This window comes from Kribbella sp. NBC_00482, assembly GCF_036013725.1.
Lineage (GTDB): Bacteria > Actinomycetota > Actinomycetes > Propionibacteriales > Kribbellaceae > Kribbella.
Genome location: NZ_CP107881.1, coordinates 6,414,308 through 6,429,344 on the forward strand (window position 1 = coordinate 6,414,308; position 15,037 = coordinate 6,429,344).

The window sequence follows — 15,037 nt, forward strand, 5'->3', positions numbered from 1 at the left end:
GGAGCGATGGTAAGGACGAATGAGCCTACGCAGGCGGCGCGGTTGCCGCAGCGGCGTCAGGGGAGTCCGGGTGCGGACCGGCTGAAGGGCTTCGTCGCGCTGCTCGCGATCCTGGCGATCGTCGGCGGCGTGCCGTACGTGCTGCTGCGGTTCTTCGGTACGCCGTGGCCGGACAAGATGCCCAGCAAGAGCATGCTGTTCAGCGAGCTGAGCATCGAGACGGTGCTCGGCATCATCGCGTTCTTCATCTGGGTCGCCTGGCTGCACTTCGTCGTCTGCCTGATCGCGGAGGCGGCCGCGGAGATCCGCGGTCACGGTCTTTCGCCACGCGTCCCGCTCGGCGGCGGCTCCCAGGTCCTGGCCCGCCGGCTGATCGGCACCGTCGTGCTGATCGCCGCGGGCGCCGGTGTCAGCCTGCCGGTCGCGAGCGCGGTCACCACGAGCGGCCCGGCCGCTCCGACGTCGGTCAGCGTGCGGCACGGCAACGAGCAGTCCTCGACGTCGGAGTACCGCCAGACCGAGGCAGCCAGCACGGTGCTCAGCGGCAGCCACGGGAAGACGAGCGTCGGCGTACGGACGAACAACGACCACAAGGGTCAGGTCGTCAAGTACACCGAGGTCCGTCCGCCGTCGGCCCGGAACTACGACTGCCTGTGGGACATTGCGGAGCGGTATCTCGGTGACGGTCGCCGGTACAAGGAGATCTACGACCTCAACAAGAACAAGCTGCAGCCCGACGGCCGCCGGCTGACCAACCCGGACCTGATCCTGCCGGGCTGGCAGGTGCGGCTGCCGGCCGACGCCAAGGGCCCGGGTGTGCACACGGTCCGCGTGAGCATCGGCGACCCCACGACCGTCAAGCCGACCACCAAGACTGTCAACACGAAGACGACCCCGGCCAAGCCGAAGACGACGGTCGAGAACAAGACCGAGACCCGGACGACGCCCGAGCAGAAGCCGGTCGGCCCAGGCCGCTACTCGGAGCAGGGCATCGAGAAGCCTTCGTCGGTCGGCATCGGCAGTGCGAAGAGCGACCCGGGTGCGAAGAACGTCAAGCCGGGGCAGCCGAACGTCACCGTCGAGCCGCACGAGCCGGGGACCGGGCAGCCCGAGCACGGCGAGCCGGCCGGCGGCGGTACCCAGGTGCCCGAGGTGACTCCGGTCGCGACCAACGACGGCATCGGCCTGCAGGAGGCGGGTATCTTCGGCTTCGGGGCGACGCTGCTCGCGGCCGGTCTGGCGCTGGCGCTGAAGCGGCGCCGCGGCTGGGCGCAAGGTCCCGGCCCGAAGGCTGCCGGTCACCGGCAGACGGAGATCGGCCTGCGGCTCGCGTCGGACGTTCCGACCGCGCAGTTCGTGGACAACTCGCTGCGCAAGCTCGGCGCCGACATGACGCAGCTGAACCGGCCGATGCCGAATGTGGTCGCCGCACTGGTGACCGACCGGGCGCTCACGCTCGTGCTCGATCCGTACGGCGCGCAGGGCGAGCCGCCCGGTCCGTGGCAGGCGATTGCCGAGGGCACCCGGTGGACGCTGCGCCGCGGTTACGGCCCGAGCGGTGAGGTCAACGCACCGGCGCCGTACCCGACGCTGGTGACGGTCGGCCAGAACGCGGACGGCGCGACGGTGCTGATCGACCTCGACACCGCGAACGGGATCGTCGCGTTCGGCGGCGTGAACAACGCGTCCCGCGACGTGGTCGGTTCGCTCGCGGTCGAGCTGGCGACGAACCTGTGGTCCGAGGGCGCGCACATCAGCATGGTCGGTTTCGGCGACGACCTGTCGTCGCTCGCGCCGGGACGGCTGAGCTACTGGATCCGCCTCGACGACGCGATCGCCGAGGTCGTCCGCCGTACCGAGGCGCAGGTGCAGGCCTGCCAGCGGCGGAACGTCGGTTCCGTTGCGGAGGCCCGGATGACGCATCCGGACGCGGCGCTGTGGGGCTCGGAGATCATCTTCGTGTCCGCGCCGCCGTCGCCGGAGGAGCAGGACCAGCTGAACCGGCTGGCCGCGGACACCAAGCGCAGCATCTCGGTGGTCGTGGTCGGCGACGTGATGAACTCGCCGTGGCGGTTCGTCGTGGACGAGAAGAACCAGGCCGTCTGCCGGCTGCTCGGCCTCGAGGTCGACGCGCACAGCGTCAACCCGGAGCAGTTCGCCGACCTGGTCGCGCTGTTCGACGCGGCCGAGACGGACGCCCGCGACAAGCGCCGGTCCGAGCAGGACATGCCGGCGTACGAGTTCTCCACCACCGACCTGAGCCGGCCGGCGCCGGTCGAGGTGGACCTGCTCGGTCCGGTCGAGGTGGACGCCCGCGGGGTCATCGACGACGGCCGGGTCGCGCTGTCGACGGAGATCATCGCGTTCCTGGCCAGCCAGGACTACGGCGTACACCCCAACGTGCTCGCCGGGGCGATCTGGCCGCGTGGCATCAGCGAGGAGCTGCGCGACTCGGCGCTGGAGCACACCCGGCGCTGGGTCGGCGTGGACGCCATGTACGCCGACGAGTCGGGCCGCTGGATGCTGAACCGCAGCGTCGTCCGGGTCGACTGGGACGTCTTCCGCACGCTCGCGAAGCAGGCGACGATGATCGACGACCCGCGCGGCCCGCTGTCGACAGCGCTCAGCCTGGTGCACGGACCGGCCTGGTCGAACCTGCCCGGCGGCCGCTACTCGTGGCTCGCCGCGTCCGGGATCGAGCGCCGGATGGTGGAGGCCGTCGTCGACGCCGCGCTGCGGCTCGCCGAGTCGTCCCTCAGCCACAACGACGGCAACCTGGCCCGCACGGCCCTCCAGACCGGTCTCAGCTTCTCGCCGGCCTCGGAGGAACTGTGGCGCGCCACGCTCCGCCTGGCTGCCCACTTCGGCAGCACCGCGGACGTCACCAACGTGGCCGCCCAGATGTACGCCGCCCTCACCAAACACGGCGGCCCCCGCGGCCCCGAGGCGGAGACCGACGCCCTCGTCGACGAACTCCTCCCCGGCTACCACCGCCCCGCCCAGGTCGCCTGACCTCTGCAGCACAACGAACCGCCCCGCACGCTTCCGGCGTACGGGGCGGTTCGTCTTTGTCAGAGGGACTTGGCTGACCAGGTGTCGCAGGTGGTCATGTCGCCGGAGTCCATGCCGGCTTGGAACCATTTCATGCGTTGTTCGGCGGTGCCGTGGCTGAAGCTTTCCGGGGTGACCTGGCCCTGGGTCTTCGACTGGATGCGGTCGTCGCCGACCGAGGCGGCGGCGTCGAGGCCGCGGGCGATGTCGTCCTCGCTGAGTTCGGTGATCAGCGGCTGGCCGCTCGAGTTCGGGACGGTGGTCGCGTGGTTGGTCCAGATCCCGGCGAGGCAGTCGGCCTGGAGTTCGGAGCGGACCGAGTCCGACGCGGGGCCGCTGCGGGTCTTGATCCGGTCGAGGATGCCGTACAGGTTCTGGATGTGGTGGCCGTACTCGTGCGCCACGACGTACGCCTCGGCGAACTCGCCGCCGCGGGCGCCCAGGTCCTTCTCGAGCGTCTCGAAGAACCCGATGTCCAGGTACACCCGCTTGTCCGGCGGGCAGTAGAACGGGCCGACGGCGCTGGTCGCCGGGCCGCAGCCGGTGTTCACCGAGCCTTCGAAGACCCGCATCGGTGCGCGGGTGTACTTCTTGCCGCGCCGGGGGAGCTCCGCGGCCCAGAAGCTCTCGATCGAGTTCTGGTAGAACACGAACCGGCAGTCCGAGTTCGACTGCAGGTCGGTGCCCTTCTTGCAGGAGCTCAGGTTGCCCGCTGCCGTGTTCTGCGTGACCGGTTCGTCGCTGCCACCTCCGCCTGGCAGGCCGCCGGTCAGGAGCAGGATCACGACGAGCAGGATGATGCCGCCGATGCCGCCGCCGACCGGGATCATCCCGCCGGGGAGGCCGCTGCGGCCGCCGCCACCACTACCGCGGGTGTCTTCGACACCGCTGGTGTCGAGATCCGCATCCGGGTTGAATTTCACGCCACCTACACTAGACCTGAGAGCGGGGGATTTCGGCGTGCCGCGACCCTGCCATGACGCCGCGAAGAAACCGCCACGCCGCCCAGAGCTCAGCCCCGTATCCCAGCGTAAGGACGCCTGCGACCTCCGATGATCACCGTTTCCAATCTCGAGGTGCGCGTCGGTGCCCGTCAGCTGCTCGCCCCCGCCTCGTTCCGGGTCGGCCCCGGCGACAAGGTCGGGCTGGTCGGCCGCAACGGCGCCGGCAAGACGACGCTGACCAAGATCCTCGCCGGTGAGGGGCTGCCGGCCAGCGGTTCCGTGACGTCCTCGGGCGAGATCGGCTACCTGCCGCAGGACCCGCGCACCGGCGACCTCGAAGTACTGGCCCGGGACCGGATCCTGTCCGCGCGCGGCCTGGACGACGTCGTACGGCGGTTGCGCTCCGCCGAGAAGTCGATGGCCAGCGCGGACGAGAAGACCCGCGCCAAGGCCATGCGGCGGTACGAGCGGGCCGAGGCGGAGCTGCACGCCGCCGGTGGGTACGCCGCCGAGTCCGAGGCAGCCCGGATCGCCGCCAACCTCGGCCTCCCGGACCGCGTCCTCGGCCAGCCGCTGTCGACCCTGTCCGGTGGTCAGCGCCGCCGTGTCGAGCTGGCCCGGATCCTGTTCGCGCAGGCCGAGACGCTGCTGCTCGACGAGCCGACCAACCACCTGGACGCCGACTCGATCATCTGGCTGCGCGACTTCCTGAAGTCGTACGCCGGTGGCGTGATCATGATCAGCCACGACGTGAACCTGCTGCAGGACACCGTCACCCGGGTCTTCCACCTCGACGCGAACCGGGCCGAGATCGACGTCTACAACGTCGGCTGGAAGGCGTACCTGCTCCAGCGGGAGACCGACGAGCGCCGTCGCAAGCGCGAGCGGTCGAACGCGGAGAAGAAGGCGACCCAGCTGGTCGACCAGGCGAACAAGATGCGCGCCAAGGCGACCAAGGCGGCCGCGGCCCAGCAGATGCTGCGGCGGGCCGAGCGGCTGATGTCCTCGCTCGAGGACGAGCGCAAGCAGGATCGCGTCGCGAAGATCTCGTTCCCGACCCCCGCGTCGTGCGGCAAGACGCCGCTGATGGCGCGGGAGCTGTCGAAGTCGTACGGCTCGCTGGAGATCTTCACCGATGTCGACCTGGCGATCGACAAGGGCTCGCGGGTCGTCGTCCTCGGGCTGAACGGCGCCGGCAAGACCACGCTGCTGCGGATCCTCGGCGGGATCGAGAAGGCGGACACCGGCGAGGTGGTCGACGGGCACGGCCTCAAGCTCGGGTACTACGCCCAGGAGCACGAGACCCTGGACGTGAACCGGACGGTCCTGGAGAACATGAAGACCGCCGCCCCGGACCTCAACGAGACCCAGGCGCGCAGCGTGCTCGGCTCGTTCCTGTTCACCGGCGACGACGCGGACAAGCCCGCCAAGGTGCTGTCCGGCGGCGAGAAGACCCGCCTCGCGCTGGCCACGCTGGTCGTGTCGGCGGCGAACGTCCTGCTCCTCGACGAGCCGACCAACAACCTGGACCCGGCGTCCCGCGCCGAGGTGCTGAACGCGATCCGCTCGTACACCGGCGCGATCGTCCTGGTCACCCACGACGAGGGCGCCGTCGAGGCCCTCGAACCGGAGCGGGTCGTGCTGCTTCCGGACGGCGTCGAAGACCTCTGGACCAACGAGTACGCCGACCTGATCTCGCTAGCCTGATTACTTCCGAGTAATATCCGGGCCATGACGGATCTCGGACTGCGGTTGACGGTGGACGGACCGGTCGCGCGTGTGGTGCTCGACCGTCCGGAGGTGCGCAACGCGCAGACGCCCGCGATGTGGAGCGCGCTGGCCGACTTCGGTACGGCGCTGCCGTCCGACGTCCGCGTGGTGGTCGTGTCGGGGGAGGGTCCGTCGTTCTCGGCCGGCCTGGACCGCCGGCTGATCATGGGGGAGAACGACCTGGGGCAGGAGCCGCTGCTCACCCTCGGCAGCAAACCGACCGACGAGGTCCTGGAGCTGATCGCGAAGTTCCAGTCCGGGTTCTCCTGGTTGCGGCGGCCCGAGATCGTCAGCATCGCCGCGGTGCAGGGCCACGCGGTCGGCGCCGGGTTCCAGCTCGCCTTGGCCTGCGACCTCCGGGTCGTCACGCCCGACGCCCGCTTCAGCATGCGCGAGCCGTCGCTCGGGCTGGTCCCGGACCTCGGTGGTACGAAGCCGCTCGTCGAGCTGGTCGGGTATTCGCGGGCGCTGGAGATCTGCGCGACGACCCGCTGGGTCGAGGCCGCGGAGGCGAAGGAGCTCGGCCTCGCGAACATCGTCGTACCGGCGGACGAGCTGGAGGCGACGGTGAAGGACCTGTCCGACGCGCTGCTCGGCCCGTTGCCCGGTGCGATCCGCGAGACCAAGGCGTTGCTCCTCGGTGCCGCGGACCGCTCGTACGACGACCAGCTCAAGGCCGAGCGTGAGGCCCAGGAACGCCGTCTGAAGGAGCTCCTGGCCGCGCTTGGTTAGTGCCAGTTGCTGACCAGTACGTCATGTGGCGCGGGCTCGCCCTTGCCGGTCTCGACGTACTGCTTGAGGCTCATCAGGAACGTGGCCCACTTGGTGCTGCAGTGGTACATGAACTCGACCGGCTCGCGCCATCCTGCCTGCTTGAACAGGATGATCGTGTACTCGTCGGTCTGGGACAGCTCGAAGGTGACGTGCGTGCCGATCCACTCGTCCGGACCGCCGACGACCTCCCAGTGGACCAGCTCGCCGGGCTTGGTCTCGACGACCTTCATGTCGAAGCCGTCGCCACCCGCCGTGGCGAAGCGGAACTCGATGACGCCGTCGGGGTCGCCGACCGTGTCCTCGGTCCACCAGCCGGCCAGACCGTCGATCGTGGTGAGTGCTGCGAAGACGTCCTTCGGGGACGCGATGATGCCAACGCGGTGCAGGATGTCGCTCATTGGAGTTTCCTCTCGGCTTGTTCGATCGCCTCGGCGATGCGCTTGATGCGTTGCAGCCGCCGGTCCCAGGCGTTGGTGACGTCGGTCAGCTGGTTGATCGCGTGGGTGAGCCGTTCCTCGTCCACGGTGTAGCGGCGTTCACGTCCGGACGGCGTGGAGTGCACGAGCCCGGCCCGATCGAGTACGCCGAGATGCTTCGCGACCGCCTGCCGTGTGACGGGCAGTTGGTCGCTGAGACTGGTCGCCGTACCGCCGCCGCCCGCGAGCAGCAGGTCGAGCATCCGCCGCCGGGTGGGGTCGCCGATCGCCGACCAGAGCTCGTCGTCGATCACGGCCGTTGCGCCAACTTCTCGACGTACGGCGCGAGGCGGGGGAGGAAGTAGTTCCAGCCGCTGGTGTGGTCCGCGAGCACCGCGTCGGACTTGGCCGCTTCGTCGTACCCGGTCTCGGCGAACCGCAGCAGCGTGCCGCCGTCGACCGGAACCAGTTCGAACGTCACGAGCAGCGAGTTCTCCGGCGTGGCCTCCTCGCCCTCGTAGTCCCAGCGGAACGCGAACCGCCGCGGCGGCTCGGCCTCGACCACGGTGAGCGGCACGACCTTCGTCCCCTCCGCCTGCCGGAAGCCGACAGTCCCGGTCGCGCCAGGGACGGCGTCGAGCTCGGCTTCGTCCGGCCACCACTCGCGCAGGTGCTCCGGCGAGCTGATCACCTCGTAGACCACCTCTGGGCTAGCCTCCACCCGGATCTCCCGCTCGATGCTCCTGGTCATTGCTTCCATCCTTTCGCAACCTTTGGTTGCATGTGACTTTAGACCAGGTCGCGCTGATGTGCAACCAAAAGTTGCGGGAAGCGCGGAGTGACCTCGAGTGTTATGAAGGTTCACCACAGGGAGGGAACCGGATGTCGGGAATGATGCGCCCAGGAATGGGCGCGATGGGCTGGCGGCGCCAGGACTCGTCGGTCCTCGAGCAGAAGCTCGCCAAGGGCACGCTGCGGCGGATCGTCCGGTTCGCCAGGCCGTTCCGCTGGCACATCACGGCGTTCCTGCTGCTGGTCGTCGTCTCGGCGGTGCTGGTGATCGCGTCGCCGCTGCTGTTCAAGAAGATCGTCGACGACGGGATCACCAAGGGGAACGCCGGCCTGGTGACCGCGCTGGCCCTTGTGGTCGCGTTGCTCGCGGTCGTGGAGGCGGCGCTCGGCCTCGTGCAGCGCTGGTTCTCGGCGCGCATCGGTGAAGGGCTGATCTTCGACCTGCGGACCAAGGTGTTCGCGCATGTCCAGCGGATGCCGGTCGCGTTCTTCACCCGGACCCAGACCGGTGCGCTGGTCTCGCGACTCAACAACGACGTGATCGGCGCCCAGCAGGCCTTCACCTCGACCCTGTCCGGCGTTGTCTCGAACGTCATCAGCCTGATCCTGGTCATCGGCGCGATGCTCGTGCTGAGCTGGCAGTTGACCGTGGTCGCGATCCTGATGCTGCCGATCTTCCTGATCCCCGCGCGGGTCCTCGGCCGCCGCCTGGCCGCGATGACGCGGGAACAGATGAACCTCAACGCCGAGATGTCCACCTCGATGACCGAGCGCTTCAGCGTCGGCGGCGCGCTCCTGGTCACCCTGTTCGGCCAGCCACGACTCGAGAACGCCGACTTCGGTGAGCGGGCCGGGCGGGTCCGCGACCTGGGTATCCGGATCGCGATGCTCGGCCGCGTGTTCTTCACCGCCCTGACCCTGGTGGCCGCGCTGGCCACAGCCCTGGTGTACGGCGTGGGCGGCAACCTGGCCGTCCGCGAGACGTTGACCATCGGCACGCTGCTCGCGCTCGTCGCCCTGCTCGGCCGGCTGTACGGTCCGCTGACCGCGCTCTCCAACGTCCGCGTCGACGTGATGACCGCGCTGGTCTCCTTCGAGCGGGTCTTCGAGGTGCTCGACCTCGAACCGATGATCAAGGACGCCCCCGACGCTGCGGACCTTCCGGCCGACGCGGCGAGCGTCGAGTTCGAGCATGTCGCGTTCGCGTACCCGACGGCCGAGCAGGTCTCGCTGGCCAGCCTCGAGTCCGTCGCAGTCCTGGACAAGCGCGTCTCGGCGCAGGTGCTGGAGGACGTGAGCTTCGTCGTACGGTCCGGTCAGATGGTTGCCCTGGTCGGCCCGTCCGGAGCCGGTAAGACGACCATCACCAACCTGGTCGCACGCCTGTACGACGTGACCGGGGGAGCGGTGCGCATCGGCGGTCAGGATGTTCGCGACGTCACGCTGCAGTCCCTGCACGACACGATCGGGTACGTCACGCAGGACGCGCACATGTTCCACGACACGATCCGCGCGAACCTCAGCTACGCGAAGCCCGACGCGACCGAGGACGAGATGGTCGCCGCGCTGCGGGCCGCACAGATCTGGGAGCTGGTGTCAGCGTTGCCCGACGGGCTGGACACCGTGGTCGGCGATCGCGGTCACCGGCTGTCCGGTGGCGAGCGGCAACGACTCGCCATCGCCCGGTTGTTGCTGAAGGCCCCGAAGATCGTCGTACTGGACGAGGCGACCGCGCACCTGGACTCCGAGTCCGAGGTCGCCGTTCAGCGGGCGCTGGACACCGCGCTGGAAGGCCGTACGTCGCTGGTGATCGCGCACCGGCTGTCGACGGTGCGGAACGCGGACCTGATCCTGGTGGTTGACCACGGCAACATCGTCGAGCGCGGCACGCACGAGCAACTGCTCGCGGCCGGCGGCGAGTACGCTGATCTGTACCACACGCAGTTCAACGAGTCCGGTACCGCGGCAGGTGTCTGATGATCAAACTGGGTCTCGTCCTCGCAGCCGGGTACGCGGGCTTCAAAGTCGCGTACCACTCCGAAGACGGCCGCCACTACGGCCGAACCGGCGAGCGCGCGATCCGAACCACCCTGTCGCTCCTGATCGCCAGCCTCGTCGGCGGCATCACCTACGCGGCCCTACTCCCGCATTAGTCCACAGTGCGAAGGCCGACTGAGTCGTGCCGCCAGAACGGTTCGGCATAGACCAGTGTGCCCGTCATCCATGGCTCATGTGCCGAGAACCTGACGACCTGGAAGGCGCCGTCCGGGATACGCAGCGACGGCTTCCGGAAGCCCAGTCCGCCGGCCGGCTCGAAGCCGAAACGCGAGTAATAGCCGGGATCGCCCTCCAGAAAGACGAGGGGAACAGCCCGCTCGGCGAGGACAGCCAATCCGCGCCGGACCAGGGCCGAGCCGATACCGCGTCCATGGAACTCAGGCATCACGCCCAAAGGACTGAGGACTTGCACGTCGACCAAGCGGCGATCGGCATCGAGAAGACTGCGCGTGAACAGGACATGGCCGACGACCTGCCCGTCGTGCTCGGCAACCAGCGACAGGCCGTCCTCAGCTGTGATCGTGTCCCGCAGCGCGTCGGCCAGGTCAGCCACCACAGGCCCGTGGTCACCGAACGCCTGCAGGTGAACATCCCGTACGGACTGGCGGTCGCTCCGACGTTCTTCGCGAAGATCCATGCCCGGAGAGTAGAGCCGCTCCGGTTGGCTCGCACCGGGTTTTGGCGAGCGGTACTAGTTGGAAGCGGCCTCTCGTGAATCGTGCTCCAGTAGGTGGAGCACCGGTACGCCGAGGTGCCGGCGGGCCGAGTTGGTCCAGTCGAGGTGGAAGAACTCCGCCACGATGTGCGGCCGCGTCAGGATGATGACCTCCTGCCCCTGGACGTGCTGCACGGTCGCGACCAGGGCGTCGATCGGACGGTCGTGCGAGATCCCGCCCTCGGCGGTCTGGCCGAGGTCGCGGAGCCGCTGGACGCTGCGCCCGCTGCAGCCCTTGGCCTCGGTGTCGATCGCCTTCTGCGCTTCCGCGAGATCCTGGCGCTGACCGGCCAGGCCCGGTCCGTAGAGGTCCGCGGTCCCGAGAGCGCTGATCGAGGCCTCGACGCCCGCCTCCGCGTTGTGACAGGGCACCAGCACGTGGTACGTGACTGGATCGGGCATGTCCTGATGGAGTTCGACGACGCGTTTCGCGTCGGGCTCGGACAGTTCCTGTTCGACGAGCAGTACGACGTCGTACATCGTGCCACCTCCGTGCTTACCAGTCGGTATCCCCCAATAGTGCCCCCTCAGGGGCGGGAAGTATTCATCTGGATCGTTCCAGTCTCCGTCGTCCGTAAGTTCGGAGCGCTCGCAGCAGGTCCACCTCGCGGAACGCCGGCCAGTACAGGTCGCAGAACTCGATGTCCGAGTCGGTCGCCTGCCACAGCAGGAAGTCCGACATCCGCAGCTCGCCGCTGGTCCGGATGACCAGGTCGGTGTCCGGCAGCCCCGGCACGTAGAGATGCCGGCTGATCGACTCCTCGCTCAGCGAGTCCGCGACCTCGTCCAGCGATCGACCGCTCGCGGCCGCCTCGTCCAGCACAGCGCGGACGGCGTCCACCACCTCGAGCCGGCCGCTGTACGCGATCGCGATCGTCAGGTCTCCCGCATCGGGGCGGTCGCGCGTTTCCTCGACCGCCTCCTTCAGCGCGCGGGCCGTTGAATCAGGCAACAGATCCAGCTGGCCGGCGACGTGCAGCCGCCACCGGTGGTCCCGCCGGACATGCTCGGCGAGCACGGTCTCGGTGAGGTTCATCAGGTAGTCGACCTGGTCGGCGCCGCGCTTGCGCAGGTTGCTCGGCGACGCCACCCAGGCGGTCACGCACCGGATCCCTGCGTCGGCGCACCAGTTCAGGAAGAGCTCGAGGTGCTCGGCGCCGAAGCGATGACCGATGCGTACGTCGTCGTACCCGCGGCCCTTGGCCCAGCGGCGGTTGCCGTCCATCGCGATCGCGACGTGTTCCGGCTTCGGCAGGCCGACGAGCTGGCGGCGCAGGCGGCGCGTGTAGAGGCTGTAGAGCATCAGCGTTGGGCGCTCGAGAGAACGTCGGCCAGGTCGAACTTGATCGGTTCCTCCAACTGCTCGTACGTGCAGGACTCGGGGGTGCGGTCCGGGCGCCAGCGGACGAACTGCGCGGTGTGCCGGAAGCGGATGCCTTCCATGTGGTCGTACCGGACCTCGACGACCCGCTCGGGGCGCAAGGGAGTGAACGAGAGATCCTTGCCTGCCTGCCAGCGGCTGCCCTCGGCGTTGCGCGGCGTACGGACGCCTTCCTCCTGCTTCGCCCACGCCCACGGGTGCTCGTCGAACGTGGTGACGAGCGACTGCATCTCCACGAAGAGCTCCTTGCGACGCTCCATCGGGAACGCGCCGATCACGCCGACGCTCGCCAGCGTGCCGTCCTCGTTGTACAGCCCGAGCAGCAGCGAGCCGATCCGGTCCGGCCCGCTCTTGTGCAGGCGGTAGCCCGCCACCACGCAGTCCGCCGTACGCTCCGGCTTGATCTTGAACATCACCCGCTTGTCCGGCTGGTACGTCCCGTCCAGCGGCTTCGCGATCAGTCCGTCGAGGCCGGCGCCCTCGAACTGCTCGAACCACTGCGCGGCAACGTCGTGGTCGGCGGTCGCGGGAGTGACGTGGATGGGAGCCTTCACGCTTGCGAGCGCGTCGATCAGCGCCGTACGGCGTTCGCTGAACGGGCGCTCCGTGTAGTCGTCGTCACCGAGCGCCAGCAGGTCGAACGCGACGAACCGGGCCGGGGTCTTCTCGGACAGCATGTTCACGCGGCTCGCGGCCGGGTGGATCCGCTGCTGCAGCACCTCGAAGTCGAGCCGGTCGCCGGAGTCGCCGATCACGATGATCTCGCCGTCGATCGCGCAGCGCTCCGGGAGATTCGCCTTCACCGCCTCGACCAGCTCGGGGAAGTACCGCGTCATCGGCTTCTCGTTCCGGCTGCCGATCTCCACCTCGTCGCCGTCGCGGAAGATGATCGACCGGAACCCGTCCCACTTCGGTTCGTAGGACAGGGCCCCGCGGGGAATCTCCTTGACCGGCTTGGCGAGCATCGGCTTGACCGGCGGCATGACAGGCAGTCGCATCCCGTCATTCTGTCCCACAGCGCGGACAGTCACCAGGAACCTACTGTCACAAGCTCGTGGTGGACAGTGAACCGCCCCCCACGGACAATCGCTCCATGAGCTCGGTGCCAGTGGAGTGGGCGCGTCCCTCGGACGCCGAACGCGACCGTGCGCTGGCTGTCCTGCGCGACGGCGCCGGCTCGGGCCGCCTGTCGCACGACACCTTCATCCGCCGGATGAACTTCGTCCTCCGCGCCCAGAGCCGCGGCGAACTGGCCGACGTACTCCGCGACCTGCCGCGTGGTGAACCTCGACGCGCGAGTTGGCTGCGCGACCTGCGCTCCAAGTTCTTACGATCGGGCCGAACCACTTCGCAGTACCGGGCCTCAGCCACTCCCGCGCCGCTCGCGTTGCCGGAGCCGGGTTCTGCCACCGTCCGCATCGGGCGTTTCCCGGGCGCGACGCTCCGGCTCGGGGACGTCACCGTGTCGCGCTTCCACGCCGAGCTGCGGCACCTGGGCGATGGCTGGATGCTCCGCGACCTGGGCTCGATGAACGGGACGTGCGTCAACGACCTCCGGATCACCACCACGGTCCGCGTCCGCCCCGGCGACCGGGTGAGCTTCGGCGCGGTCGTCTTCACGCTGACCTATCGCGGGCAATAGTTGCATCCGGTACGTCGGTACAGGCTTACCGTCGATCCATGGACGAAACCTGGGCCCCGGAAGCCTGCACCCTGCCCACCGCGGAGCGGCCGTTCCGCGTGGCCGAGTTCGACGACCTGTTCAGCACCCACCTCCACGGCGCCGTCCGCGTGGACCCGCAGACCCTCGACGTGACGCTCGACGCAGACGCCCGTACGACGGTCGAGGACCTCACGGCCCGCGAGAACGAGTGCTGCTCCTTCTTCACCTTCACCCTGACCGGCACGACCCTTCGCATCGCGGTCCCGCCGACGCAGACCGCCGTACTCGATGGTCTGTCCGAACGTCTGCCGCGATGAGGTCGAGCGAGGTAGCGGCGGCGGCCGGGGTCAACCTGCAGACCCTGCGGTACTACGAACGCCGCGGGCTGCTCGATGAGCCGGACCGCACTCTCGGCGGGCACCGCCTGTATCCCGCGGAGGCCGTGACGACGCTGGGCGTGATCAAGGCGGCGCAGCGACTCGGGTTCACGCTCGCCGAGATCTCCGAGCTGCTCGACGCCGCCAGGCACCGGCACGCCCGCGGCGGGGGAGCCGGGCTGCAGACACGCGCCCGCGAGAAACTGGCCGACGTGGAAGCGAAACTCGCCGACCTGACAGTCATCGCCGAAACCCTCCGCGCCGGCATAGCCGCCGGCTGCGACGACCTCGAGACCTGCGCCGGCAACCCCGACTGCCCCCTGCCCTTCTCGGAGATCGCTCAGTGACCGTACTGAAGTCCGTCGTACTCTTCCTGCTGGCGGCACTCGCCGAGATCGGGGGAGCCTGGCTCATCTGGCAAGGCTGGCGCGAACACCGCGGCCTGCTCTGGATCGCCGGTGGAATAGTTGCCCTAGGCGCCTACGGCTTCGTGGCCACCTTCCAGCCCGACCCCCACTTCGGCCGAATCCTCGCCGCCTACGGCGGATTCTTCGTAGCCGGCTCCCTGACCTGGGGCATCCTCATAGACCACTACAAACCCGACCGCTACGACCTCCTAGGAGCCACCATCTGCCTCCTAGGCGTCGCAGTCATCATCTACGCCCCCCGCAACACCTGACCGACCGATTTCCCAAGGCAACAGCGATCGTGGGCGCCGGCCAGAACCAGAGGAGATCTCTGCGTGAAGATTGAAATGACCGAAGACCAGGCGCTGGTTCTGTCGGACTGGATGAGCCGAGTGCTCCACCGGGAGGATTTGTCGGCGCTCGTCGATGACCGTGCCGTCTGGTCTGCCTTGCTGAAGATCAACGGATCGCTGGAAACCCAGCTTTCGGTGATCTTCGATCCGACCTACTCTGATCAGTTGAATGCCGCCCGCGAGCGGCTCATCAGCCAGCTCGGAGAATTCGGCGAGCACTGAGGAACACAGGGTCAACGCATCAGCGTTGACCTTCGCATCCACAGTTGGTCAGGTGGGAACGGGAGTCGTTCTCGGTGATGGTCCGCCGTCGTCGATCCACCTACGATCAGCTGA

General features: G+C 68.7%; 18 protein-coding genes. 10 read left to right on the top strand and 8 right to left on the bottom strand.

The window, feature by feature from the left end; genetic code table 11:
* Nucleotides 1-6 precede the first annotated feature (6 nt).
* Complete coding sequence (locus tag OHB24_RS31130; RefSeq protein WP_327634427.1) at nt 7-3,012, top strand: hypothetical protein; 3,006 nt, start codon at nt 7-9, stop codon at nt 3,010-3,012.
* A gap of 59 nt (nt 3,013-3,071) precedes the next feature.
* Here OHB24_RS31130 and ypfJ read toward each other — a convergent pair whose 3' ends face one another.
* Nucleotides 3,072-3,974: a KPN_02809 family neutral zinc metallopeptidase gene (gene ypfJ, locus OHB24_RS31135; RefSeq protein ID WP_327634428.1), complete on the bottom strand. Its 903-nt coding sequence runs from the start codon at nt 3,972-3,974 to the stop codon at nt 3,072-3,074.
* Between the two features lie 129 nt (nt 3,975-4,103).
* On the opposite strand from ypfJ, the gene OHB24_RS31140 reads away from it, so the two are divergent.
* Together OHB24_RS31140 and OHB24_RS31145 are read left to right on the top strand one after the other, a co-directional pair.
* On the top strand, nt 4,104-5,702 hold the full coding sequence (locus OHB24_RS31140) for an ABC-F family ATP-binding cassette domain-containing protein (RefSeq protein WP_327634429.1): 1,599 nt from the start codon (nt 4,104-4,106) through the stop codon (nt 5,700-5,702).
* Nucleotides 5,703-5,726: 24 nt separating this feature from the next.
* Nucleotides 5,727-6,497: an enoyl-CoA hydratase/isomerase family protein gene (locus OHB24_RS31145; protein ID WP_327634430.1), complete on the top strand. Its 771-nt coding sequence runs from the start codon at nt 5,727-5,729 to the stop codon at nt 6,495-6,497.
* Here the strand turns inward: OHB24_RS31145 and OHB24_RS31150 are convergent.
* From OHB24_RS31150 to OHB24_RS31160, 3 genes are read right to left on the bottom strand one after another with little or no spacing between them, the layout of a single operon-like run.
* Entirely contained in the window at nt 6,494-6,937 is a 444-nt protein-coding gene (locus OHB24_RS31150; protein WP_327634431.1) for an SRPBCC family protein, read from the bottom strand. The genes OHB24_RS31145 and OHB24_RS31150 overlap by 4 nt on opposite strands.
* Nucleotides 6,934-7,269, bottom strand: a complete 336-nt coding sequence (locus OHB24_RS31155; RefSeq protein WP_327634432.1) for an ArsR/SmtB family transcription factor — start codon at nt 7,267-7,269, stop codon at nt 6,934-6,936. Before OHB24_RS31155 ends, OHB24_RS31150 begins: the two co-directional genes overlap by 4 nt.
* Nucleotides 7,266-7,706 carry an SRPBCC domain-containing protein gene (locus tag OHB24_RS31160; protein ID WP_327634433.1) on the bottom strand — a complete coding sequence of 147 codons (441 nt, stop codon included), beginning with the start codon at nt 7,704-7,706 and terminating at the stop codon, nt 7,266-7,268. The genes OHB24_RS31155 and OHB24_RS31160 overlap by 4 nt, the downstream gene beginning before the upstream one ends.
* A 131-nt stretch (nt 7,707-7,837) precedes the next feature.
* Between OHB24_RS31160 and OHB24_RS31165 the strand changes: the two genes are divergently transcribed.
* The gene (locus OHB24_RS31165) at nt 7,838-9,724 is read left to right on the top strand and encodes an ABC transporter ATP-binding protein (RefSeq protein WP_442913929.1); all 1,887 of its coding nucleotides are present in this window, start codon (nt 7,838-7,840) and stop codon (nt 9,722-9,724) included.
* Complete coding sequence (locus OHB24_RS31170) at nt 9,724-9,900, top strand: hypothetical protein (protein ID WP_327634434.1); 177 nt, start codon at nt 9,724-9,726, stop codon at nt 9,898-9,900. The genes OHB24_RS31165 and OHB24_RS31170 overlap by 1 nt, the downstream gene beginning before the upstream one ends.
* On the opposite strand, the gene OHB24_RS31175 is transcribed toward OHB24_RS31170, so the two are convergent.
* From OHB24_RS31175 to OHB24_RS31190, 4 genes are all read right to left on the bottom strand, one after another.
* Nucleotides 9,897-10,442 (bottom strand): GNAT family N-acetyltransferase, encoded by a 546-nt coding sequence (locus tag OHB24_RS31175; protein ID WP_327634435.1) that lies wholly within the window; start codon nt 10,440-10,442, stop codon nt 9,897-9,899. The two genes, OHB24_RS31170 and OHB24_RS31175, sit on opposite strands and share 4 nt — an antisense overlap.
* 54 nt (nt 10,443-10,496) lie before the next feature.
* Nucleotides 10,497-11,000 carry a hypothetical protein gene (locus tag OHB24_RS31180; RefSeq protein WP_327634436.1) on the bottom strand — a complete coding sequence of 168 codons (504 nt, stop codon included), beginning with the start codon at nt 10,998-11,000 and terminating at the stop codon, nt 10,497-10,499.
* A 64-nt stretch (nt 11,001-11,064) separates the two neighbouring features.
* Nucleotides 11,065-11,823, bottom strand: coding sequence for a polyprenyl diphosphate synthase (gene uppS / locus OHB24_RS31185; protein ID WP_327634437.1), 759 nt, complete (start codon nt 11,821-11,823; stop codon nt 11,065-11,067).
* A complete protein-coding gene (locus OHB24_RS31190) occupies nt 11,823-12,899 on the bottom strand; it encodes an ATP-dependent DNA ligase (protein ID WP_327634438.1) in 1,077 nt (358 codons plus the stop codon). The genes uppS and OHB24_RS31190 overlap by 1 nt, the downstream gene beginning before the upstream one ends.
* Nucleotides 12,900-12,994: 95 nt before the next feature.
* Between OHB24_RS31190 and OHB24_RS31195 the strand changes: the two genes are divergently transcribed.
* The 5 genes from OHB24_RS31195 to OHB24_RS31215 all read left to right on the top strand — a co-directional run bounded on the left by OHB24_RS31195 (nt 12,995) and on the right by OHB24_RS31215 (nt 14,923).
* On the top strand, nt 12,995-13,543 hold the full coding sequence (locus tag OHB24_RS31195) for a DUF1707 and FHA domain-containing protein (protein ID WP_327634439.1): 549 nt from the start codon (nt 12,995-12,997) through the stop codon (nt 13,541-13,543).
* Nucleotides 13,544-13,581: 38 nt separating this feature from the next.
* A complete protein-coding gene (locus OHB24_RS31200) occupies nt 13,582-13,881 on the top strand; it encodes a hypothetical protein (RefSeq protein WP_327634440.1) in 300 nt (99 codons plus the stop codon).
* On the top strand, nt 13,878-14,288 hold the full coding sequence (locus OHB24_RS31205) for a MerR family transcriptional regulator (RefSeq protein WP_327634441.1): 411 nt from the start codon (nt 13,878-13,880) through the stop codon (nt 14,286-14,288). The genes OHB24_RS31200 and OHB24_RS31205 overlap by 4 nt, the downstream gene beginning before the upstream one ends.
* A complete protein-coding gene (locus tag OHB24_RS31210) occupies nt 14,285-14,620 on the top strand; it encodes a YnfA family protein (protein WP_327634442.1) in 336 nt (111 codons plus the stop codon). The genes OHB24_RS31205 and OHB24_RS31210 overlap by 4 nt, the downstream gene beginning before the upstream one ends.
* 63 nt (nt 14,621-14,683) lie before the next feature.
* The gene (locus OHB24_RS31215; protein ID WP_327634443.1) at nt 14,684-14,923 is read left to right on the top strand and encodes a hypothetical protein; all 240 of its coding nucleotides are present in this window, start codon (nt 14,684-14,686) and stop codon (nt 14,921-14,923) included.
* Nucleotides 14,924-15,037 lie beyond the last annotated feature (114 nt).